Origin of the sequence: Paenibacillus sp. KS1, from assembly GCF_001680695.1 — a bacterium.
Classification (GTDB): domain Bacteria; phylum Bacillota; class Bacilli; order Paenibacillales; family Paenibacillaceae; genus Paenibacillus_B; species Paenibacillus_B suaedae.
The window spans coordinates 12,373-35,639 of sequence record NZ_MAIS01000011.1 but is presented as its reverse complement, the minus strand read 5'-3'; the positions used below and the strand labels follow the sequence as shown (position 1 = coordinate 35,639).

Annotated in this window: 20 protein-coding genes; 13 read left to right on the top strand and 7 right to left on the bottom strand. The window is 45.4% G+C overall.

What is annotated here, in order from left to right:
• Nucleotides 1–96: 96 nt before the first annotated feature.
• Nucleotides 97–867 (bottom strand): hypothetical protein, encoded by a 771-nt coding sequence (locus BBG47_RS05710; protein ID WP_021252386.1) that lies wholly within the window; start codon nt 865–867, stop codon nt 97–99.
• Nucleotides 868–1,606: 739 nt separating this feature from the next.
• Between BBG47_RS05710 and BBG47_RS05705 the strand changes: the two genes are divergently transcribed.
• Entirely contained in the window at nt 1,607–2,218 is a 612-nt protein-coding gene (locus BBG47_RS05705; protein WP_065290902.1) for a YqaA family protein, read from the top strand.
• A gap of 108 nt (nt 2,219–2,326) precedes the next feature.
• Here BBG47_RS05705 and BBG47_RS05700 read toward each other — a convergent pair whose 3' ends face one another.
• Both BBG47_RS05700 and BBG47_RS28880 read right to left on the bottom strand, forming a co-directional pair.
• Complete coding sequence (locus tag BBG47_RS05700; RefSeq protein ID WP_065290901.1) at nt 2,327–2,914, bottom strand: DUF421 domain-containing protein; 588 nt, start codon at nt 2,912–2,914, stop codon at nt 2,327–2,329.
• Between the two features lie 114 nt (nt 2,915–3,028).
• Entirely contained in the window at nt 3,029–3,250 is a 222-nt protein-coding gene (locus tag BBG47_RS28880) for a cysteine-rich CWC family protein (protein ID WP_083189096.1), read from the bottom strand.
• A gap of 235 nt (nt 3,251–3,485) precedes the next feature.
• On the opposite strand from BBG47_RS28880, the gene BBG47_RS05695 reads away from it, so the two are divergent.
• A complete protein-coding gene (locus BBG47_RS05695; protein ID WP_065290900.1) occupies nt 3,486–5,681 on the top strand; it encodes a penicillin-binding transpeptidase domain-containing protein in 2,196 nt (731 codons plus the stop codon).
• A gap of 320 nt (nt 5,682–6,001) precedes the next feature.
• Here the strand turns inward: BBG47_RS05695 and BBG47_RS05690 are convergent, their stop codons facing one another.
• The gene (locus tag BBG47_RS05690) at nt 6,002–7,459 is read right to left on the bottom strand and encodes an amidohydrolase family protein (RefSeq protein WP_175400487.1); all 1,458 of its coding nucleotides are present in this window, start codon (nt 7,457–7,459) and stop codon (nt 6,002–6,004) included.
• 170 nt (nt 7,460–7,629) lie between these two features.
• Nucleotides 7,630–8,187 (bottom strand): YkoP family protein, encoded by a 558-nt coding sequence (locus BBG47_RS05685; RefSeq protein WP_065290898.1) that lies wholly within the window; start codon nt 8,185–8,187, stop codon nt 7,630–7,632.
• Between the two features lie 178 nt (nt 8,188–8,365).
• On the opposite strand from BBG47_RS05685, the gene BBG47_RS05680 reads away from it, so the two are divergent.
• A complete protein-coding gene (locus tag BBG47_RS05680; protein ID WP_065290897.1) occupies nt 8,366–9,454 on the top strand; it encodes a DUF3626 domain-containing protein in 1,089 nt (362 codons plus the stop codon).
• Between the two features lie 271 nt (nt 9,455–9,725).
• Nucleotides 9,726–10,379 carry a FusB/FusC family EF-G-binding protein gene (locus BBG47_RS05675; RefSeq protein WP_065290896.1) on the top strand — a complete coding sequence of 218 codons (654 nt, stop codon included), beginning with the start codon at nt 9,726–9,728 and terminating at the stop codon, nt 10,377–10,379.
• 95 nt (nt 10,380–10,474) lie between these two features.
• Here BBG47_RS05675 and BBG47_RS05670 read toward each other — a convergent pair whose 3' ends face one another.
• A complete protein-coding gene (locus BBG47_RS05670; protein WP_065290948.1) occupies nt 10,475–11,281 on the bottom strand; it encodes a divergent polysaccharide deacetylase family protein in 807 nt (268 codons plus the stop codon).
• A 214-nt stretch (nt 11,282–11,495) separates the two neighbouring features.
• Between BBG47_RS05670 and BBG47_RS05665 the strand changes: the two genes are divergently transcribed.
• The 9 genes from BBG47_RS05665 (at nt 11,496) to BBG47_RS05625 (ending at nt 22,344) form a co-directional block, all read left to right on the top strand.
• Nucleotides 11,496–12,635, top strand: a complete 1,140-nt coding sequence (locus BBG47_RS05665; protein WP_065290895.1) for an amidase domain-containing protein — start codon at nt 11,496–11,498, stop codon at nt 12,633–12,635.
• A gap of 92 nt (nt 12,636–12,727) precedes the next feature.
• A complete protein-coding gene (locus BBG47_RS05660; RefSeq protein WP_065290894.1) occupies nt 12,728–14,188 on the top strand; it encodes an oligosaccharide flippase family protein in 1,461 nt (486 codons plus the stop codon).
• Nucleotides 14,189–14,597: 409 nt separating this feature from the next.
• Nucleotides 14,598–15,779 (top strand): NAD(P)/FAD-dependent oxidoreductase, encoded by a 1,182-nt coding sequence (locus BBG47_RS05655; protein ID WP_065290893.1) that lies wholly within the window; start codon nt 14,598–14,600, stop codon nt 15,777–15,779.
• Between the two features lie 35 nt (nt 15,780–15,814).
• Nucleotides 15,815–16,678, top strand: a complete 864-nt coding sequence (sigJ, locus tag BBG47_RS05650; protein WP_065290892.1) for an RNA polymerase sigma factor SigJ — start codon at nt 15,815–15,817, stop codon at nt 16,676–16,678.
• 129 nt (nt 16,679–16,807) lie between these two features.
• A complete protein-coding gene (locus BBG47_RS05645) occupies nt 16,808–17,347 on the top strand; it encodes a MarR family winged helix-turn-helix transcriptional regulator (RefSeq protein ID WP_065290891.1) in 540 nt (179 codons plus the stop codon).
• A 130-nt stretch (nt 17,348–17,477) separates the two neighbouring features.
• Nucleotides 17,478–17,960: a hypothetical protein gene (locus BBG47_RS05640; RefSeq protein WP_065290890.1), complete on the top strand. Its 483-nt coding sequence runs from the start codon at nt 17,478–17,480 to the stop codon at nt 17,958–17,960.
• Nucleotides 17,961–17,963: 3 nt separating this feature from the next.
• On the top strand, nt 17,964–18,830 hold the full coding sequence (locus BBG47_RS05635) for an SDR family oxidoreductase (protein ID WP_065290889.1): 867 nt from the start codon (nt 17,964–17,966) through the stop codon (nt 18,828–18,830).
• Nucleotides 18,831–19,021: 191 nt separating this feature from the next.
• Nucleotides 19,022–20,587 carry a DNA-binding protein gene (locus BBG47_RS05630; RefSeq protein WP_368072433.1) on the top strand — a complete coding sequence of 522 codons (1,566 nt, stop codon included), beginning with the start codon at nt 19,022–19,024 and terminating at the stop codon, nt 20,585–20,587.
• A gap of 143 nt (nt 20,588–20,730) precedes the next feature.
• Nucleotides 20,731–22,344 (top strand): bifunctional metallophosphatase/5'-nucleotidase, encoded by a 1,614-nt coding sequence (locus BBG47_RS05625; protein WP_065290888.1) that lies wholly within the window; start codon nt 20,731–20,733, stop codon nt 22,342–22,344.
• A gap of 253 nt (nt 22,345–22,597) precedes the next feature.
• Here BBG47_RS05625 and BBG47_RS05620 read toward each other — a convergent pair whose 3' ends face one another.
• Nucleotides 22,598–23,215, bottom strand: a complete 618-nt coding sequence (locus BBG47_RS05620) for a L,D-transpeptidase family protein (RefSeq protein ID WP_397376550.1) — start codon at nt 23,213–23,215, stop codon at nt 22,598–22,600.
• Nucleotides 23,216–23,267: the final 52 nt, after the last annotated feature.

Genomic DNA, 23,267 nt, shown 5'->3' with positions numbered 1-23,267 from the left:
GGCGTTCTTCTGAACCCGAGTTAAGTTTGTCTGCATTTATTCCTTGGGTCGCCTGCTTGTATACCTGCTTACGTCACCAGGCTAGGACAATCCTTCTTATTTCTTTACAGCCGTTTCAGCAAACTTTATCAAATCTTCTTTGGTGAGCGGGTTGCCCGGATTGGTTGTGATGCTATAAATATGATCCTGATCTGACCATATCAGCTTGTTTCGAACCAAGCCAGGGATCTTCTTGCCTTGTTCGGCATCGACTTCAGTTGATTTAATGTACCGGTATCCGTTGTTTGCCGTTTTTCTGCCAAGACTGTGCGCTACTTGCATTTCTAAATTGTCTTTTCCGTTTACGAATGTAAGATTGATTTCGCCCATTTCGTTCCAGTCGAATTTTTTGTAATAGACGCCTTTTCCTTGAGCTTCCGCTTCCGCTTTCACTTCTCGTTGAAACTCCTTATGATGCTTTGCAATCGGGGGTTGGATGTTTCCATTCTCAAATTTATAACCTTCAGGCAGACCTTCCGGCTTTTGAAGCACAGGACCCTGCAGTTTGCCTGCCTGGTTTAAATAATCATCATAATTTGTGAATTTGAACATATCCAGATAATACAAGAATGCAGATCCGCCATTGAGACTTGGGTCACTTACGTACAAGAGGTACGTATCCCCTGTATTCTTTCCAATCTCCCCATTTACTTTCTGGGAGAGTTCAGCTTTTGCCGCTTCAACAGCTTCCTTACCAACCGCCGGCGTTTTCGATTCCAACTCCTGTGCGGAGTTTGTTTGGTTTGCAAATGCCTCCGTCATATTTGCGGTGCCAAACAACAACGCGATACCCGTTGCGACAACGGCTGCCTTCTTTACGTATTTCATGTGAATATTACTCCTCTCATTTATGCAAGTTTTATTTTTTTGTGAAGACCGGACGCTATCGATTGGGATCCCTTTGTGCCAGCTTCTGTGATATAAACACAGCTCAGGAAAATTTGGTTCACTATTTCGAACAATATCAGAAACAATAACAATGCGTAATGAAAATCACACTTTGTTTTGCTCCTTTGGAATCGGCATCAATGACATTTTTAAAGCGATTATTATTTATAAACACAATTGAAAGACCGCTTACGCCCATGGAGCGGTCTTCGTCATTTTCTGCCAAAATTCTTGAGTGACATGTTAAAATAGAAAAAGACATATAAACGTAGTAGGATAATTGTCATTGCAAACCTTTGGAATGAGAGGAAGGCGAGATTCAACTGATGGTTGGAATAAAAATAACATTGTCAAGTTGCATGAAAAATCAGTATGCTTATTTTACTTGAAACGATTAGGACTTTAGCCCCGTACTAACAACAGTAGGGGATATTACCTAGCGCATTGGCCGATGAAACGAATATTGTATTGGTAGCATATTCCACCATTTCGTGTGAAGGGATGCGGCAACAAAAAAACGTCTATACCTGAGAGCGGAATGAGTACATTTCTATAACAGTTGGCTTCCAAACAGCAAATGTCAACATTACCAAAGTGTAATCATTCGCAACACGAAATAAGGTAAAATGAGATTTACCAATCAATTTATAGAAAGAATTTTTCCGGATAGGAGTAGATTATGTTTCAAAACATCATTGATTTTCTAATGGACTATGGGATATGGGGGCTAGTCATCCACTCTTTCGCAGATGCAGTTATTTTTCCTGTACCAGCCTTCTTCTTGCAGGTGCCATTAAGCTTACTGGATCCATCAAATGCCTTATGGCTAGCAACAGCAGGATATATTGCATGTCTGCTCGGTACTCCAGTAGGCTACATGATCGGTAAGCTGTTAGGCCACTCCGTCTTGGAGAAAATCCTTAAAAAATCATGGATTGACGGCGCCAATCAAATGTTTAAGAAGAATGGAGAAACTACGATTCTTATCGGCTCTTTTACTCCAATTCCGTTCAAAGTATTTACGATTCTATCCGGCTGCATGAATTTCCCACTATGGAGACTTATCGGATATGCAGCAATCGGAAGAGCAGTTAAGTTCTATGCAGTAGGTCTGCTGTTTTATTTGTATGGGAGATCTGCAGAAGGAATGGTTAAGCACGTCTCGCTGTATATCTTCCTCATTGCTGTTCCAATCTTGGTTATCTTTTTGATTATTCGCAAGAGAAGAAGAAACAAAGCTGCAGCAAAACTAGAACAGACTGAAGCCAATACAACCTCAATCAGCGATTAAACAGCTTGTAAAAAGGTCGACCCTATGGGTCGGCCTTTTATTATCTTCATCAGTCGTATGAGAGTACCTTACATAGTAGGTTGCATATAGTGTAAATCCAGTTGGGCTTCATTCCAAATGGGGAGCAATCTTTTTCCGGTGTCCATCCTGCTTAACTTCATCGAATAAATTCTCTTCTTTCTGGGGCTGCTTCGGAACAGTTTTGTTCCATGCTTTCATAATCCTTTCTAATTCTCCGATCGTCACAGGCTTAGCATGTCGTGCCAACTCGTAACCGATATGACCGCTCATCTCGATTGTTGCTGTTTTCACTTCCGAGAACGATGTAATCCCCTTTGTTCTTAATTTTGCTTCTAGCTGATCGACGGTTAGTCGCAGCTTTTTGAGACTCTTCTCAACAATAACCCCATCCTCAATTACTACCGTTGATCTCCCCACGAACCACTTCTCGACCCAATTGAACCTAATGGCAAGGAATTGAATGGTGAGGAGAAGAGTGACAAAGATGCATAAGGTTATCAATGTTCGCAATAGACCGTCCCCTTTGACAGCATGTCCAATCATGGAGGCCATCGCGAGCAGCGTAATGATCTCAACGCCTGTCATTTCTCCGACCGTTTTTTTACCGAGAAGGCGAAGCAGACAATAGCCAAAGCTGAGAACAATGACTGCTTCCCCAATGAATGAGAAATCCATAGCATACTACCTCCAGAGCCTGTCAATGATGGGAAGGCAACATATGTGCGTTCCACTGTGTTCCAGACATGAGTAGTATGCATATTTGTTCAAATTTTACTCGTAAGGTTGATGTCACTCATTCATTCCTTTGGTTGATTGGAGAAATGCACGGACACATTGCTCGCAGACACAAGCCTTTCTGCGCAATTCTTGTGGAATTTTCTCCAACAGCGCTTGCGGCACCGATAGAGTCATACACCAGCATTCCTGATGGGGGCGGCCTGCCTGGTATGCGCAGTGGTTCTCATTGCCGCACAAGGGACATATTTTCGGATCGATTACTACCTCAGACATGGTAAACACCTGCTTTTGTAAGTTTAATAGCGAAATTGATGCTATACAAGATAATAGCGTATCAGTGAGCATTAACCCAATATATTTCATCACAGCGCACAATTTCATGAAGAAAATGAAACTGTTTCCTGCATTGAAGCATCTAATTTGATAGAAAGCCCGAGCTGCGCTTGCTAACTCGCAAACGTACCACGTTTATATAATCATGTCAATTACTTTTAGAAAGAGGGATAAGGTGATCAAGCGAATAAAGTTGCGCACATTATTGATTGGAGCCATCTTCACAATCTTTTTCGGGGTCATTTTCGTTCGGCTGTTCTGGTATCAGGTTATCAATCAATCGTTCTGGATGGAGCAAGCGAGAGATTCGTGGTCCGTGAGGAAGGAGCTGACTCCTATCAGGGGAACGATCTATGATCAGAATGGCGACGTATTGGCCATGGATGCCCGTACTTATACCGTAGCGATAAGCCCCAAGGTGATTCAGGAGCTCCGCAAGAAGGGGCATCTGATCGAGAAACGGATTGATATGGAGCGCACCATCGTAGACAAGTTGCATGCCGTACTGAAAAAGCCTGAGAATGAACTCTTTGAGCTTACACGAAAAATGAGAACAAAGGACGGCAAAGACGAATATTATCCTCAGGTCGAGGTGCGCAATGAAGGATGGAAGTTGGACGACGAAACAGCCAAGAAATTGCGCGAATTTATCGAGGAATTAAAAGATATGACGAAATTGCGCGACGTCGGACTTTACCTGCTGCCCGAGGTCAAGCGGTTCTATGCGAAGAATGCGCTGGCCTCACACGTTCTTGGATATATGGATAAGCAGAACAATCCCATCGGCGGGATTGAGAAAATGTACGATGAACAGCTTCGAGGCACTGTCGGTTTCCTACAATATGAGAAGGATCGGTTAGGAAATAAGCTTCCCACAGCATCGGAAGTATTTCAGCCTTCCCGGGACGGCAGCAACATCTACTTGACGATAGATAGCACGATCCAGCAATATATCGTGAATTCGATGCGCGAGGTGTATAACAAATATACGCCCAAAAGCATGACAGTCATCGCGGCCGATCCGAAAACGGGCGACATCCTGGGACTGGCCAATATGCCGGATTTTGATCCGAATTCATATTGGAAAGCCAAGGACCTATCCGCTTTTTATAACCATGCAGTCCAATCGCGTTATGAGCCTGGGTCGACGTTCAAAATCGTGACGCTGTCGGCAGCCGTACAGGAGGGCATCTTCAATCCGGATGACAAGTTCGTGTCTGGCAAAATCATAGCCGGCGGAGTACCCATTGGCGACGTGAATCAGACCTGGGGAACGATCACTTATTTAGAGGGTTTGAAGCGATCCAGCAACGTAGCATTCGTCAAGCTAGGCTACGAGAAATTGAAGGAAGAGAAATTGAAATCGTACATCGAGAAATTCGGCTTCGGCAAGAAGACTGAGATTGAAATGCTTGGTGAGAACAGCGGACTGATTCGCTTTGAATATGCGGCAGATGTGGCCGCTGCTTCATACGGCCACGGGCAGGTGCTGGTGACGCCGATCCAGCAGGTTATGGCCGTATCGGCAGTGGCGAATGGCGGTAATCTGATGAAGCCGCATCTTATTCGTAAAATCGAAGATACCGTTAGCGGTGAGGTGTCGGAGCGCAAGCCGGAAATCGTGCGCGAGGTTATCGATCAAAATGTAGCCAAACAAGTAAGTGAATATTTAGAGCAGGTGGTTGCCGATCAAGAGATCGGTACAGGTAGACATGCCTATATCGAAGGATATCGCGTCGCAGGCAAGACAGGTACCGCGATCAAGGTTATTAACGGGGGTTATAATCAAGACCGCGCGGTCGTATCGTTTATCGGCTTCGCACCCGTAGAAGATCCGCGGATCGTTCTGCTCGTCGTGGTCGATGATCCGAAAGATTTTTACCAAGGCGGCGGTTTCGTCGCTCCTTATATGTTTAAGGATATTGTATCCCAATCCTTGCGTTACATGGGGGTACCCTCCTCTTTGCAGTCGAATCCGAAGTCTAGTGGTAACAAGCTCGGCTCGCGGCCGACCGTACCGGCACCCGATATGCAAAACATGAAGGTGCGCGATGCCAAGCAGCAGCTTGCAGAACAAGGTATGGTATTCGATACGATTGGCCCAGGAGATACAGTGAAACGCCAATATCCAAAGCCGGGTGATCCGATGGCTGTCAGACAGCGCATATATTTGCTTACGGATGACCCTGAGAAGCTGCTACTTCCGGACTTTAAGGACAAATCGCTGCGTGAAGTGATGGAAATTACTTCGCTTCTCGGATGGAAGGTACGCGTCGATGGCGAAGGATATGTAGTAGAACAGAAGGAAAGCAGTGAAAACGGCGTGCACGTCCTTCATGTGAAGCTGGAACCGAAGTATCCGGGAGGATGATGTGAAAACGGAATTACGCCACCGTGTTCTGGTATCCAGGAACAAACGCTCCGGGATTAAATCATGTAAAAGTACAATCCGAATGGATCTATAGTGACGGTGAGGAAATTTACAACCAGATCGCCAGTATCCGTCATGAACGGGATATCTTGTTGGGGCTTGATCGGAGCGCGCACCGATCTGATCGTTAACTTAAGTGTAAATTGGTTTGGGTAATGAATCCACAAGAAACAACTTGAAGAGCCTGAATCCTTGAAGGTTCAGGCTCTTCAAGTTGAACATAGCGATAGTTGTACGTGACACGTATTTCTTACCACAGTTTACTTCTGCTTGCGAGGGAACTCCTTAATAATCGGGTATGTTTTTAGCTTTTTGAGAATCTCTGTCCGATCGATTAGATGCCCATTCATGATGACCGCATGGATTTGGGTTGTGTTGCGGATATCTGTGAGCGGATTCGCGTCTAGCAGGACGAGATCGGCTAGCTTTCCTACCTCTACCGTGCCCTGCTTATCCTCATTTTCCAAATAGCGAGCCGGATTAATCGTGGCAGCCTGAAGGGCTTGCAGGGGACTTAGTCCCGCTTTGACTAGCAGTTGAAGTTCTTCATGCAGGCTAAAGCCGTAATATAGATTTGGCATCAAGTAAGTAGAATCAGTGCCAGCCATAATCGGCACCCCAGCTTCATTCATTTTGCGAACTAATTGCAAATTGTTCTGGTCCAGCTCCTGATTGACAGCAGCCCCTCTTTTATCTTTGTGCCAATTTTCAATGAATGCTGCCCATTCCTTCTGAACAGGAGGTTCTAAAAAACGTACTCTTTCATCAGGTACCTGCTTATTTAAGCTTGTCATCGTTACAAGTGTAGGAACCTGCCAAGTTTCGTTCCGTTTAAAGATCTCAAATAGCTTTCCGTCTTCATTAGCATCATAATGCTTTGCAGCTTTATATTCGTATTCGACATACAACAACAGATCCTTACTAATAATACCCGCTTCTGTATCCTTAACAAGGCTGTTGAAAATACCTGATTTCTTTGATGCTGTAGCAATATGCATACCATGCAAATGCTCGAAGCTTCTCATACCGTCGTTAGAAGCTTCATCTGCGCGTACAGTAAATGGTAAATGGCCACTAACCGGAAACTGTAGCTTCTTCGCTTCCTCCATAGCCACAGCATACAGGTCTTTAGGTATGTGGGAGTACATTTTAATTTGATCGACCTGATATGTTTTCAACTGTTGAACAGCTTTGCGAACCGTTGCTTCATTTTTTAAATTATAGTGATGCGAAGGTACCTCATTATTTGGAAATTGATTAATAACTTTACCGGAATGTACAATGCGCGGAGTCAAGATTTCCTGATTATTAATGCTGCGTGTCACTTGAACATGGTGGAGGCTGGAGCCCATCTCCCTAACACCTGTCACTCCGTTTGCTAATAAGTGAGGGATTGCACTATCCATGTGATTTTCCAAATGGACGTGCATATCCCATAAACCAGGGATAAGATATTTCCCATTAGCTTTGATCACATGGGCATCGTCAGGAGCATCAACGTCAGTCGTATCAGCTATTGCTGTAATTTGGTTGCCCTGAATGACTACCGACTGATTTGGTTTAAGCTTGCCTGTCTTCACATCCACTATGGTGACGTCCTGCACCATTAAACGTTTCTTATTACTTGGATTTGGTGGTTCTATTAAAGAAAAGGCAGGCCGAGCCAACATTCCCGATACCACGATTACAATCAACATGATGACACTGTTCTTGAGCAAATACAATCACCCTTTACTCCAATGTGTAGCACACCTATCAGATGGTTCAGATGAATATACTCGTTCATTTGTCATTCGGCATAGTGACGAAATGTCATATGACATTTCATCATATTATGCTATCCCGTCTCCAACATAATAAATTCCCAAAACTCTCCCTTTCTATATTGTCATACACTACCGTATTTATCCATTAACAAGTCTGTAGACATCAGTAAAAATCTAGGATTTTGCTTTGTACAGGTCTTAAGCGGATTGGATACAGACAAAAAATGAATAGGCATTTGGCCGATCCATTTAAAAGCATGATATAACGGATTATGGATCTGTACGATATCGAATCCCAAATGCGTGCATCCTCGATGCAGCATCGTAATACCGATAATGGCCTTAATTTCACGGAATTTTGGATGGGCTTGAATGTGCCGACACACCCCAGGCAAGGACTGCTCTACCGTGCGATAAATAATTCGCCCCTTCTTTACACCATTCTCCATATAAAAAATTTCCGTAAGTAAACGAACATTATGAAGATGTATTTTTACCAATAGATCGCTATGTTCGATGCGTGTCCCGTCAGACAGTATGATTGTCTTGCCTCGATACCGGAGTAATCTTACCCTGAAGATATTCGAACGTGATTGCTCAGGAAAGGTCAGTCGGGTTAACGAAAAATATATCGGATCTAACATACTCCATACGAATAAGATCAGCATTTTTAGTTTCATATGGTCCAATTTCCCCTTAACGTAGTTAATGATAATTTGGATTAAACAAAAGGATTTTATCCACAGGTTGAAGTTCGCAGCGAATATAGGTCTTTACTTGATGCATATCTTGTGGCAGGTAATAGGATTAATTATTATTGTGAAATGATGATATGGAACTTAATAAGGAGGGGAGCGAATGGCTTCAGAATTATCGAATTCGCAGCGAGCCGCGCTGCATTTTGTGACTACCTATGCGAGAGGCCGAAAAATGAACGCACAGCATACGATAGCGGGCATATTACAAGGTTCCGCCATTTCACATTCCGAATATGACCAAGCTGTACGAATGATAAAGTCATATGCTAGAGTTGCCCTACACTTCCACCCGGACAGACCTGACCTGAACATGAAAAGTGTTGCTGAAGCTCTTTTGGAACAAGGATTGTACAAAAGCCAATTTGAAACGCTTCTATCCAATGGAAGTGTATCTGCTTATCCTGGAGGTGAACGCGATCTTTGGGAGAAAAAGTTGTTTGGCGGCGCCTATCAGTGCGAAGGCACGAGCAATAGTGAGCGTCCCAAATATGGGGCGCTTAACCTTATGCTTCATTCTGACGGGCCCGCTCCTCGATTTGGCTCGTGTTATTTCCTCTTGTCACCCAAAGTATCAACGCGGTGTACCTTCACATATATGGATTCCCATCTAGATCCGTTGGAAATGGGAACCTATGACGAGCTTGATGATATATTGGCGGCTCTCTTAACAGATGCATATCGCAATAACTGTGCCATTGGGGACAAAAATCTTAGTCCAAGCAAACTAATTAATCAATTACGATGCAGACTGGCATGTTCATTTCCCAATCCTTCCTGCAGTGAACCGAGTCGCAATCTGGATGAATATATTGAAGCGCAAATTCATGGCGACCTTTCACTACAGGATGACGTTGATATACTAGTCGCTGATCCCTCCTTCATACATACCCACATCGGCAGGACACTGGAGGAAATATGCCGTAAGTATACAATTGCGCTTTACTGGCATAGGGGATTCTCGTTGTTGGCACATGAGGTGCCTAGTGACTTTAGAGGATCGGCAATGCCATCATTAGCAATGCGCATTGCTCGTGAGGGCAGGGTAGATGCCAGCGTGATAGGCGATGCTGTCATGGAATTAAGGAGCGACCCGTCTAAATGGATGGATCGTGGCAGCGATAAGGAAGTACTTCAGGAGTTGAAATTGCTGTGGCATGTACTTGTGAGATATGGGGAGCCCATGCTGTAGCGCTACCTGTTTTTTGTTCGACGGAAAGAGATGAGTTGCAACAACTATCGGTTTTCTTTATACTATTAAGTAACAGGGGAGGTGGCAAGGGATGGCAAAAAACTTTGCCAGAATCAGCAACGACTCATGCAAAGCCTGATTTAGGGGCGATACTTTGCATGGGGCTGGACAATACGAAGGAATGATTGTCGCCCAAGATCGCTTATATCGTTTCTAATAATGGGCTTTGCACCTTATTTCTTCAACTATTCAAAATAAGGAGCTGTAAAGCATGACAACACCATTTATTAGAAACCACCAATATAATTTGATTAAAAAGCAAGCGACTTTGCTTCAACATACTTGTCAGACAGTAGCGGATCACAAGATTGTTGATACAGTACGATACAGCGCGTTCACCAAGATTACAGAGGCGTTCCAGAGTGCAGAAGAGCAGCAGCTTCGTCTGCTTGAGCGGATTACGACACTCGACAAAACGGAAGAATTCTCTCAATTTCTGCTTTCTCTTGAACCTTACCTGATTGAGTTCGAACAGGTAACTGACAAGCAGCTGAAGAAGCTCTATCCGAAGAGTAAGAAGCTGAAGCTTCCGAATATGGAGGGACTGGATCTCCGCCATACGACGTATCTTGGATGGACGGACATTGGAACGAATCGCATGTATCTGATCCATCAGTTAGACGGACGACTTGTCGGTATTGAGGGGAAATTCACCCAAGCAAAGAAGAAGGGTACTTGCTTCCTATGCAATCGACAGGAAGAAGTGGCCTTATTTACAGCAGAAACGAAATCCAAACCAGCGAATGCTACGCCTGATTATTACAAGGCCATTGGGAATTATATGTGCATGAACAGCCATACCTGCAATCAGAACATTACGGATACAACAGCGTTGGAAATGTTTATTCACAGCATTATCGGCTAAGTTTACAAGATAAAGAAGAAGAGGATGTCCATTCGGACATCCTCTTCTTCTATTCTGCATGTGGATATCGTCCTATTGTTGGGATAATAATCATGTTATTTTCGTGATGCATTGCTCTTTAATACAGAGGCTACTTTTTTGAACTGGATATTTTCTTGGTTCATTTTGACCATCTGATCTTTAAGAACCTCTGCTGTAATTCTCCCACCAGCACCGACATGTCCAATTGCGATACATACATCATGACGGCGGAAATGCTCGCGCATTAGCATGAACTGCTTATGAACAGCCGCCTTCGTATGTACATCATCTAGGAAGATGTGATTCTCTAAGCTGGGAACCTGCACCTCGTTTGCGATCTTGCCAACAATGCTGCGAAAATTAGTATGGCTGTCCACGAAGAAAAGCCCACGTTCTTTGCATACTTTCAACACATTTCGCATAACACGCTCATCAACTGTAGCCTTAGAACCCATATGATTGTTCATGCCTATGGCGTGGGGGACATTATCGATAGCTGCATGTACCCGTTTCTGAATTTCAGCATCGCTTAGATCCGTTGTTATTGCTCCAGGCCCAAGCCAATGTTTCTTGCCTGACAATGCTTCCATCGGCATATGAACGATAACATCATGACCAGCAGCATGCGCACGCTTCGCGTCTCTTTCTGTACTTGGCATGAAGGGCATAACAGCGACAGTTACTTTATAGGGCAGCTCCATAATCTCTGTAGTACCCTTGGCGTTATTCCCGAAATCATCAATAATGATCATTGCCGTTTTTTCTCCGTGCTGCCGATCGGATAAGGATTGTACGTCAACAGGGAATAACGGCAAGCTAAGGAATGCCACTATAAGGCTAAGGGCAATCCGGCATGACAAGCGTTTATTTACATCTTTCACATCAGCACCTGCTTTCTTGCTTGCTTCAATGATATCCTTGCTTATCATTGTTCATCGAAAACGTACAAACCATGCTTATTATTTTTTAGCAGAATCAGTTATTCGATGCAGGGCATAGTAAAAGGGTGCTGTATTTATGTATTTCATGAGCAGGGTGCGAAGTTTATGTGGTCGAAGTGACAAAAGGAAAAAGAGGGAGGAGTTTGTCGTTAACATGTATAGATGGTTTGTTATCCCTATATTCGTTATCGTTTGTGTTGCTGTATCCTCCATACCGCAATACGCATTCTCCGCAGAACAGCAAACAGTAGATAATGAGCTTACAACATTTATTCAGCAATTATTTGCGAATCGAGCCAAATATTTACTTCGTCAGGAAGATGGGCTGCTCCGCGATTTTTATATGCCTGAACGCGCATCAAGCATGAGGGCGATGAAGCATGAACAGATGCGTGCACAATATGTACAAACGTGGGTGAAGCATAGGCAACTTCAATTGGCGGATGCTGCTAGCAGCCCAAGAGTAATTCGGGCGAATAAACGTAATGATCAGGTATTTGTCTCCGCTGTAGATTCATTGCGTCTTGGATATACGTACAATCAACCGTCAAGTCAAGTCGAGCACTTCGGGATAGGTACGCGGCATGCGCTTACCCTGATAAGGAAGAATGGATCGTGGAAGGTACTACGAGAATGGTATTTAGACCCTCTGGAAGAGAATCCTGATCTAATCCCGAAATTAACCGAGTTACCGCGCAATTCAGCGTCTAATCGGGTTAATGCCAAGACAAACCAAGCATCGGGTCTACATTCAACTTCAACTCGCTACAACCGTGATAAGGCTATTGATTATGCGAATAAATACGCGGGAATAGCTTGGGGGGCTGGTAACAATCATCGCTACAATCCCAGATATCGGGATTATACCGGGCAAGGAGGGGATTGTACGAATTTTGCTTCCCAATGTATTGGCGATCAAGAAGGCGGCGGATTGCGCATGAAGGGTGGATGGCATCACTATCGCTCAGGAGGCAGTAAAGCATGGGTACAGACCGATGCTTTCAAAAACTTCCTCATATACAGCGGGTACGGCAAAGTCATCAAAAAAGGAACCTACACTACAATTGTCCAGACCAGCAATCAGCATCCAAACGGCCCTTGGGCTGGTCTTAAGGAGGGAGACCTGATTGGGTACGAGCTTAATGGCGATATCGATCATTTTTCGATTGTAGTTGGCTTTGATGCTCAAGGTTACCCGCTCGTGAATTCACACACTGCCGATCGTTACCGAGTACCTTTTGATCTAGGCTGGGATAAATATACGATGTACTGGCTCATCCATATTCGTGATTAGCTTGGCAGAACTGGTCAGCACTTCGGCACATACCTCGTCCACTCCGATCATACAATGATGAGGACAAGAAGGAGTGGTCGGAAGGTGAACGAATGTTGTTGTCATCACTCGTAAAGCAAGCTGCACTTCGAAGTGCAGTTCTCGTCATTGGTAAAGGAATAGGCCTTGCAGGCAGAGTAGCCATAACAAGAATGCTCGGTGCAGAAGGCATTGGGTTTTACCAGATTGCCTATTCCTTCTTTGGCATGGCCTTGATGGTTATTTCCGGAGGGTTGCCTACTACGCTCGCCTTATTCACAGCGAAGCAGACTGATCGAGGTTGGAGGGTATTCCAGCTTTTATCCGTTTATACTGCATTGATTGGGATGGGGCTCGCATTTTGGACACAATACTATGCGAACAACATTGCTGTGCTAATTGGAGATGTTGAACTTGCATGGGCGCTGCGAGCCCTAGCTCCGGCATTAATCGCTGTACCACTTCTCCAATTAGCACGCGGTTATATGCAGGGAATCCGCAGCTACGAAGCGATTTCCTTGTCCGAATTAACGGAGCAAGCAGTGCGGATTACGGTACTGATCATTTTCGTAAGCCTGTACGCTGCTCAAGGTGTAGGTCGAGCCATAGGCTACGGGTTGTATGGTACGACGATTGCAGCTATTGCCGCATATTTGTTTTTGACGATTTATGCATCTTCCACACGGCGTGCAGCGATAATGATCACATATTCCCCATTGAGCAAAGAAGGGTTAGGTCTTTTCCTAAGATCCTCCTTCGTAATCGGTTGCACGCGAATGCTTGTACCACTTTCAGACTTCATTGACTCCATCCTTATTCCAAACAGACTGCAGGCTGCAGGGTATTCTATACCAGATTCAATCGCGATGTATGGCATTATTACAGGAATGGCTGCTGTCATCGTCTATATGCCGACGATGATAACGGCCTCTGTCTCTTATACAGTAACGATGAAGATAGCAGCGAAGCACGAAGCAGGCATGGAGAGCGGGCGCGATATCGAACGAATTCTCCGATTTGTCTGGACATGGGGAATCATTAGCGGACTTTTTATTTTCCTGTATGCGAAGGAAGCGGCAATACTCCTATTCGGCGTGGAAGCTGCAGCTGAGCCTATTCGATACCTATGTGCAATCCCTCTTATTGTTGGGTTGCGTGAACTTACCACGAGTATCCTGTGGGCCCAAGAGCGCAAGCGGACTCCATTAACGGGACTTGCACTGGGAATCGGCCTATCCGTCTTGCTTCAATTCGTTATTGTTGCAATTCCAGGGTTTGGGTACAGAGGAGCTGCGATTGGAATTCTTCTTATGGAAACGGTAGCCGTTCTTTGGAATTTGCATGCGCTTCGGAATGCTAACGTAACCTTATTCACAATTAAGTGGGTAGGATGGGATCTCATATTGTTTTCTTGTATCATGTTTGTCCTCATATCACCCTTTATTAAGGAAGGGCAACTAACATTGATTGTTCTAAGTGCACTTTTCTATTGGATAAGCGCAGCTTTCCTTATCGTTATAAGATACCGCAAGTAGAAATTTGCAGAATGATAGCGAGATAGGGAGCCCCCTGTGTTCCATATCATGTTAAAAATTCACACAGGGGCTTGATTTCGTTCTCATCAGGACTACAGGAAGAATGGAAGTAAAAATAAGTCATCAATGAATCCAAATGGGATTCGGCGAGGGAAAAAGCGGCGTCTTGAGAAAAAGCCAGGCTGAAACCATAATTGTTTACACAATTCCAGCTCACTTGATGATAGTAATTAGGATCCATAAGTGCCTCCTTGTAAATATCAGTCATCTCAGCATCAGTCTATCCGCGAATCCCTATAATGCTCACGGCTATAGCCTAATTTCACATAGAAACAAATTCATTTTCTTCTGTCACAAACAGCTGTGCTATGTCGTTCTATGTGCAAATCGATCTTAAGGAGAGAAGCACATGAGAGAACAGACATGCATCATAATTGGAGGCGGCTATGCCGGATTGAATGCTGCACACGCGATGTCAAGTAGTATGAAGGGCATGAAATACTCCTCCCTTCATATTTTTCTTATTGACCAGCAAGCACATCATTTGCGTAAAGTACTCCTGTTTAAGCCTGCTGCCACAGACTCGGCCATTACGGTTCCATGGTCGGATGTATTGCCTAGCAGAGTTACATTCATTCAAGGGAGTGTTACTTCCATACAAGGAGCCAACAAGCATGTACTATACGAAGGCTGGGATGGCCAATTACATCGTATCTCATATGACTTTCTCATTGTTGCTCTTGGGAGTACTATTCGAAAACCGGCTGAAGAACAAGGAGGAATTGCGCTTACCCATGATCATGCAGCATTGCAGATCCAACAGCAATGGCGAAGCAATATGCAGAAGGCAGCAGGAATACAAGATCAGCTCGAACGCAAGCGTCTCATGTCGGTTGCTGTAGTAGGAGCAGGAATTAGTGGCATTGAGACTTCTGCCGAATTAGCTTACGCAATGCGGATGGAGGCTATTGAGCTCGGATTAGCTGCGAATGACGTTCGAGTTTCTTTAATAAATGCGCAGGAGCGGTTATTCACCGAAGGCCCCTTGAAGGTAGCTGCCAAGTTGGAAGCTGCACTGAACGAGTTAGGTGTTGCTGTAATTCACCACAGTCGAGCAAGTCATGTGAGGGATGGAATGCTGCACTTTGTTGGCCGCGATCCGCTGCCAGTTGGCGTATGTATTTGGACACTGGGCCTTCAGCCTAATCCAGTCCTTCGTTCACTTGGTTTACCCGTAACTGAAGAAGGGAAAGTCATCGTAGATGCAAGTTATCGAGTTCATGGCCTCCCGGGAGTATATAGTATCGGTGATTGTGCGCATATCGTTGAACCGAAGAATGGTAGTCCAGATCGTATGACATGCAAGGAAGCTATTCCACAAGCAAATCGGCTAGCCAAAATCATAGCAGCAGACATTGCCCATCGTCCTGCGCCATTACACCAGTCTTATATGGAGTTATTTTGTATTGGCCTAGGTCCAGAAAGTGGATTGGTGTGGTGCCGGCAATGGGGAATAGATTTCGTACTGACAGGCAAGCTCGGATGGAAGATACGAGAGTTCACCTGGGATTCTGCTAGTTTGATAAAATAGTGGCATCAATTGTGATTACAAGGGAGAAGGACAATATGGATACGACAGAACTTTATCATCAATATAAAGCACTGCTGTTCACACTTGCGTATCAGTTGACTGGTTCAACTGTTGACGCAGAAGATGTTGTGCAAGAGGTATTCGTCAAAATCCATAAGTTGAACGGAAATGAGCTTGAACAACCGAAGGCATATTTGTGCAAAATGGTTACGAATCAGTGCTATGATTTGCTAAAATCGGCTCAGCGCCGACGAGAGCAATATTTCGGTACTTGGCTGCCAGAGCCTGTTGCGACAACCTACGAGGATCCGATGAATTCAATTGTACGTTCTGATTTGCTATCCTACGCGATGCTTGTGCTGCTTGAACGATTAGCGCCTGTGGAACGCACGATCTTCATCTTGCGTGAAGCGCTCGGGTTCGACTATCCCGCAATTGCACAAATTGTGAATAAAAATGAGGCGAATTGCCGCAAGTTGTTAAGCCGAGCCCGCAATAAGATGGGAATTTCGGAGGAGGAGCCTATCCCTCATGAGCTGGCTAGTGAGGAATGGGTAATGCGTTTATTACAAGCACTGAGGTCGAATAGCGTGGATGCCGTCGTGTCTATGCTGCATGAAGATATCGTTGTTCTTTCTGATGGAGGCGGCAAGGTGTCGGCTGCTGCACATCCAATTACAACGCCAGAACGAGTCGCACAATTCCTCATCGGACTTATGAAGAAGACTGCCCAACAAGAGTTCCTTACGCATTACGAATTTTCCTCTATTAATGGGCAAGCGGGAGTGATCGTTCATACCGATGGACGACCCGACACCGTTATCCTGCTTCATTCGGAGGGGGCTGCCATTCGCAATATCTATTTCGTACGCAACCCAGATAAGCTTGTACGACTCTAATTGTGAATGACCTCTCATAAAATCAGACTGAGAGCCGATCGACCGTTGTTAAAGAATCTACAAGTAGTTGATTCGGCTCTAAAATAATGAGGACTTGACAATTATATAGTTAGGAGCCATACTATATGTATGACCAATCAACCATTATTTACTAAGAGCAATGAAACCGCACCTACACTCATTCAATCCAAGCGGCAGATTGATCGCTACAACCTCGACGTTGACGCACAAGCCATTCTTGTTGCTGCACGGTTAATGGAGGCTGGTGCGAAGCTAGGACATGCGGCAGAAGTTCATTTCTCCAGATTCGGACTATCAACAGGTCGATATCGCTTATTAGCTGACTTGGAGGACAATGGGGGAGAGGAGCTGCCATCGCAATTAGCCAACAACCTCGGTGTGACTCGTGCGACTGTCACGGGCTTAATCGATACCTTGGAACGCGATGGCCTCGTCACTCGGCGTACTAGTGCATCAGACGGTAGGCAAAAGTCAGTTGTTCTCACAGATCAAGGAGCTAATAAGCTTCGTGAGATGGCACCGGAACATTTTGCAAGGCTGGAAGCCATGGTAGGACTGCTTACTGCTGAAGAACGCACCGTGTTTCTCGACCTACTCGGAAGGGTTACCGAAGGAATTTCAGCACTTACCGTGGAATCTATCGTTTAAACAGGCACAGTGGGGGAGCGTGAATGGGGCTAGTCTTGACTAGCCTTCCTTTACACCCATATAGTTAGGTTCCTAACTATATGGGTGTAGGAGTGAGCAACTTTTGTAACAGAAAGGGTGAGGACTAACATTGAACAGATCAGATGATGCAAGCAAGACCAAGAATGGATGTAACGCGATAACTAAGCCTTCTGTTCTCTGGCGCGATATCATGATAGCTTATGCTGCGCCGGCGTTGATGGCCGGGATTGGAGGAGTGGTGATCGGTGACCAGATTCTGTTCATTGCCGCCTTTACTTCGATAGGAGGGACATCTGCCGTAACAGCATGGATCATTGGTCGTTGGCTGCAAGATTGGGGATTACATACACAATGGTTGAACAGGTCGCATCTTTTTGTCATTGCAACGATATTCGCCTTTTTAGGAGTAGCAACAGGGTTGCTGATAGCTTTGGTTGTTACAGAACTGTCGATTTATGCATTTTCACAAGAGATTGTATGGTTGGATCGGGCGTGGATAGATTTTCCTCTATCTGTCACGATAGCGAGCACAACTACAGTATGCCGCTGGTATAAGGCAACACACAAACATACATCGAACAGGAGCGTGTAAGAAATGATTGTAGTAATCGGTGCAACAGGAACCATCGGCAGAGAACTGCTAAACAGTCTGATTCAAGCAAACGTACCCGTACGGGCCATCAGCAGAGAGCCGGACAAACTCCGGATTCAATTGGGTGCGGGTGACCATAGACAGGTGGAGATTGTCCAGGCAGATGCATCCGACGCATCAGCATTGCGCTCTGCATTTCAAGGGGCGAGCCAACTTTTTCTGTCCATGTCGAATAGTCCAAGACAAGTGGAATTAGAGAGCACTGTCATCCGAACGGCTATCGAGGCCGGCATTGAGCATATTGTAAAGATTTCTAGCCCGCTGTATAACGCTCTTGCTCCAGTGGAGATTGCCAGATGGCATCTGGAAATTGAAACCTTGCTCAACGATTCAGGTATATTGCATACCGTACTGCGACCCTATGCTTTTATGCAGAACTTACTGCGATTGACAGGATCGATTCGCAAGCACAATGCCTTCTACGGCTCAATGGGGAACTCAGCATGCAACTACATCGATTGCCGAGATATTGCGGATGTCGCCGCAGAAGTACTGACGAATCACAAGAAAGCAGGACGAATCTATACACTCACTGGTTCAGAAGTGTTCAATTATGAACAAATTGCGGCCAAATTCACAGTAATGCTCGGTCGTCCTATTACGTATATCAACATGGATTCGAACACACAGCGCCGTTCCTTAATGGAACAAGATCATATGCCGCTATGGCTTGCGAATCACGTTGTAGAGATTCAAGCCATGTCTGCAGCCATTCTGGAGCATCCTACAGATACAGTTGCTCGATTGCTCGGCCAAGCACCGAGAACGCTCGATAACTTTCTCGAAGAACATATCGGCCTATTCCAGTAGTAGTAGATGCATTTCGCCGCTTTTGATTTCTTACTTATACCAGTTGTAATATTTTCTATATAATTCATAAAAATTGATCGATTAACATAATCTTCGCATGAACATAAGTTTCCCTTAACATACGAGCCCCATAATAATGTTGAACGGAGAGGTGCAATCCCCCGCATCACAAAATGAGGAGGCGAAGAAGAATGAATATGCTAACTGTGTTGAAACGCAAATGGTTCAAAGTTGTACTTGCTGCATTAATCGCACTGCCCACGTTGTCCTTGGGAGCAGGGTCTAACGCTTATGCGGAGGGGCCAGCCGATCCGGCGCCGTATATCACGGCAAAGGGTACATCGAACAGCAAGAAAGTATTGTTCGATAATACTCACGGTCAAACGGCTGGCGCAGCAGACTGGGTAATTGATGGCGGCTTCTCAGATTTCGCTAACGGCATTGCAGACAAAGGCTATGAGGTTAAGGAATTGCGCAAGTCTACGCCAATCACTTATGATGATCTGAAAGATTATCAAGTGTTTGTTATTGGCGAGGCCAACATTCCGTATAAGACATCCGAGCAAGCAGCAATGTTGCAGTATGTCAACAGTGGGGGCAGCATCTTCTTCATCGCAGACCATTACAATGCGGATCGCAACAAGAACCGCTGGGACGCTTCTGAAGCATTTAACGGCTACCGCCGTGGAGCATGGAGCAACCCAGCACAAGGGATGAGCACAGAGGAGGCCAACTCAGCTGCTATGCAGGATGTTGCAAGCTCCGATTGGCTGTCCGACAACTTCGGTGTTCGTATTCGCTACAATGCACTCGGTGACATTAATGCTAACGTGATTGTCGATCCACAGCAAGCATTCGGCATTACGAATCAAGTAAGCAGTGTTGCCATGCATGCGGGTTCAACGGTTGCAATTACAAATCCGCAAATTGCGAAAGGCATCGTGTACTTGCCTGCGGTAAGCAGCAGCCAGAAATGGCCAAATGCAGTAGATCAAGGCGTATATAACGGAGGCGGTGTCGCAGAAGGGGCTTATGTATCTATCTCGAAGGTCGGGTTAGGGAAAGCCGCTGTCATTGGTGATTCCTCTCCAGTAGAAGATGCAACACCGAAATATTTGCGCGAAGAGAATGGACAGACGAAAAAAACATATGATGGCTACAAAGAGCAGGATGATGCCGCACTGCTCATGAACCTTATTGACTGGCTTGCCGAGCAGGAGTCATACACAAGCTTCACACAGGTGCCAGGACTGCAGCTTGACACACCAACTGCATTGCTGCCGTTCGAGACACCGCAGCTCAGTACAGAGCCGCAGCCTGAGCCGTGGGCAGCACCTGCAGCGGGCTACAAATGGTGGGATTCTTCCACATTCAAGAAAGGCTCATATGGCGCTCCAAGTGGGGGACAGAACCCATCTGGCAATCCTGCGATGATACATCCTGCAATGGTAACTGCAGCCACGCCATTCAATGTAACGATTACAGCAGGCGGATTAACGCCGAACAGCAGCATTACGCTTCAAATCGGCGTATACTTAACGGGCGGGCAGCAAGTCGGTCAAGTGCAGCAAGATAATGGTAGTTGGCCTACCGGATATGGCTATAACAGCGTCACACTCACAGCGGATAGCACTGGTACTGCCGTGAAGACATTCCAAGTGCGGACACAATCAGGCAAGAGCGGGGCAGCCAGCATTCGTCTCCGCAAGGATAGCAGCAATGTATATCAGACTAATCCAATTACAATTGCACCTTAAGCTATAAATGTCATGAATTGTCTGACATAGCAAGATCGTGTAGAGAAGTCCCGGCGCGGTTGCCAGGGCTTCTCTATCCTTTCTTTCGAAAGACACCAGTCAAGATAGGGTAGATGCTTCCAACACAGATGAGGAGAATCCATATGAGCAATGAAACAGCAGCACCTCTTCGCGAAACCAGTGATTCTTGCACAGTAGCCATTATACATACAAGTGACATTCACGGAACCGTTATGCCTTATCGTTATGCGGATCAGCAGCATATTGAAGCGGGGTTAGCCAGAATGGCGACCGCTATTGACACTCTGCGCCATCAGTATAAGGAATCTGTACTGATCGACAATGGCGATCTGCTTCAAGGCACACCGCTAACCTATTATCATGCTCGCATACAACCAGAGCTGCCTAATCCAATGGTCGCCTGCATGAACCAGATCAAGGCAGATGCTGCCGTCATCGGGAACCATGAATTTAACTATGGGCTTCCCTATTTGAAGCAGGCGATTAAGGAGTCTCAGTTTCCATGGCTCAGCGCAAATCTGCTTCGAGCAGAAGACGGAGAGCCTTACTTTGGCAAGCCCTATATTGTAAAGGAGTATGCGAATGGACTTAAGATTGGCATATTGGGCCTAACAACCCCGTATATACCCAACTGGGAACTCCCGCAGCATATTGCAGGAATCTGCTTCGAGGACGCGGTTGATGAGGCGAAGCGCTGGGTGAACATTCTTCGAAATGAAGAGCAGGTTGATCTCGTTGTCGTATCCTATCACGGCGGATTCGAGCGGGACATGCGTACTGGTGAATTGACAGAGGCAGATACGGGTGAAAATCAAGGCTATCGAATTTGTAAGGACGTTCCCGGAATCGACATCTTGTTAACCGGTCATCAACACCGAATGATTGTAGATGAGCAGGTGAACGGAGTATGGATCGCGCAACCGAGCTCACATGGGCAAGGAATTGGATTCATGGAGATCAGTATGACCAAGCTTGAGGGGAAATGGACAATTGAACAATGTCATTCTCAGTTCATTTCTGTAGAGGGAACAGTCCCTGACGAACGTATCTTGGAAGCGATCTATGACATCGAGCAGAAAGTTCAACACTGGCTGGATCAACCAATTGGTACAATGGAAGGCAATATGTTGGTCGATGATCCGTCGCAAGTCCGGCTTGCAGACCATCCGTTGATCGCATTCATTAATCGGGTTCAAATGGAGTATGGACGTGCCGAAATATCGAATACCGCTCTCTTCGATGATAGTGCGCCAGGATTCTATGGAGAGATTACGATGCGACAGGTGCTGGCCAACTATATGTATCCGAATACGCTAAGAGTCATTCGCGTCTCGGGTCAAGATATTAAGGACGCCTTGGAGCAATCTGCCTCTTATTTTGCATTATCGGAACAAGGGAATCACATACAGGTTAGTGAAGCATTCTTATATCCGAAGCCCCAACATTATAATTATGATATGTGGTCAGGCATTGAATATGAGATTCAAGTCTCACGACCGATAGGACAGCGCGTTACTACGCTAACCGTTGGTGGCGCGCCAATTGAGATGAACGCTGAATATGATGTGGCTATGAACAATTATCGAGCCGGGGGCGGGGGGAATTACGTCATGTTCGCCAATAAGCCAATTGTGCTTGATCTGCCGACAGATATGGCTGAATTAATCGTGGATTATATTATGAAGCGGGGAACCATTACAGCCGAGTACAGTCATAATTGGAGAGTTGTCTTGTAGGATTTGAAGCAAAATACCATCTTTCAAATCCGAACAAAGGTTATGACTACGAACTAAGGGAGGCTGCTTGAACAGCTTCCCTTGTTTTTTGGGATTCACTCACTTAGAAGCATTTCGCAACCGCACATTCGGATATTCGCCGACATGTAAAAGAAACAGCATGCACCCTATCGTCTCAGAATGACGATAGGGTGCATAAGCAGTATCTTGGAAGCATCCTAAAACAGCTAATGTGAAGAGTGCAGACCCACGGTCATTCTACCAATCCAAGATGTACATAAATAGGGAAGGAAACAACGCCATTTGGCTCTAGATGGTGATCACGTTGATAACGCTTGAGGGCCTGTGTCGTGCTTGATCTGAACTTGCCGTCACACCTTCCTGTGTAATATCCTGCACTTTGCAGCCTCGACTGAATCAATTGCACATCTCCGCCAACATCACCTTCCGCTAAATCGCGTGGATTATGCCTCAAATCACCCAGTGCATGTCCCATAATCGTTACTTTCGTGCCAATCGGAATCATCTCATACAATTCAATAACATCTTTATTGCGCATACGAATACAACCATGACTCGCGTGACGTCCAATGGAATAGGGCTTATTGGTACCATGGATACCATAGTTCCCCCATGTCACATTCAAGCCGAGCCAACGAGGGCCAAATGATGGCCCCCAGTTCTCTCCCTTAAATACGATGCGGAATTCACCCGCGGGAGTTGGGGTAGCGGGATCACCAACTGCGATATGATAAGACTTGATTGTCTTGTTATGCTGTTGCACAACAAGGCGATGAAGGTGGGGGAAGATGATGATCGAGTAGTCATCTCGCTTCGATTCAACGGTATTCAAAGGTTTTGCTTCAACCATATTTGGCACGAGGGTGACCATTGCACATGGAATGGATATACTTAACAGCAAT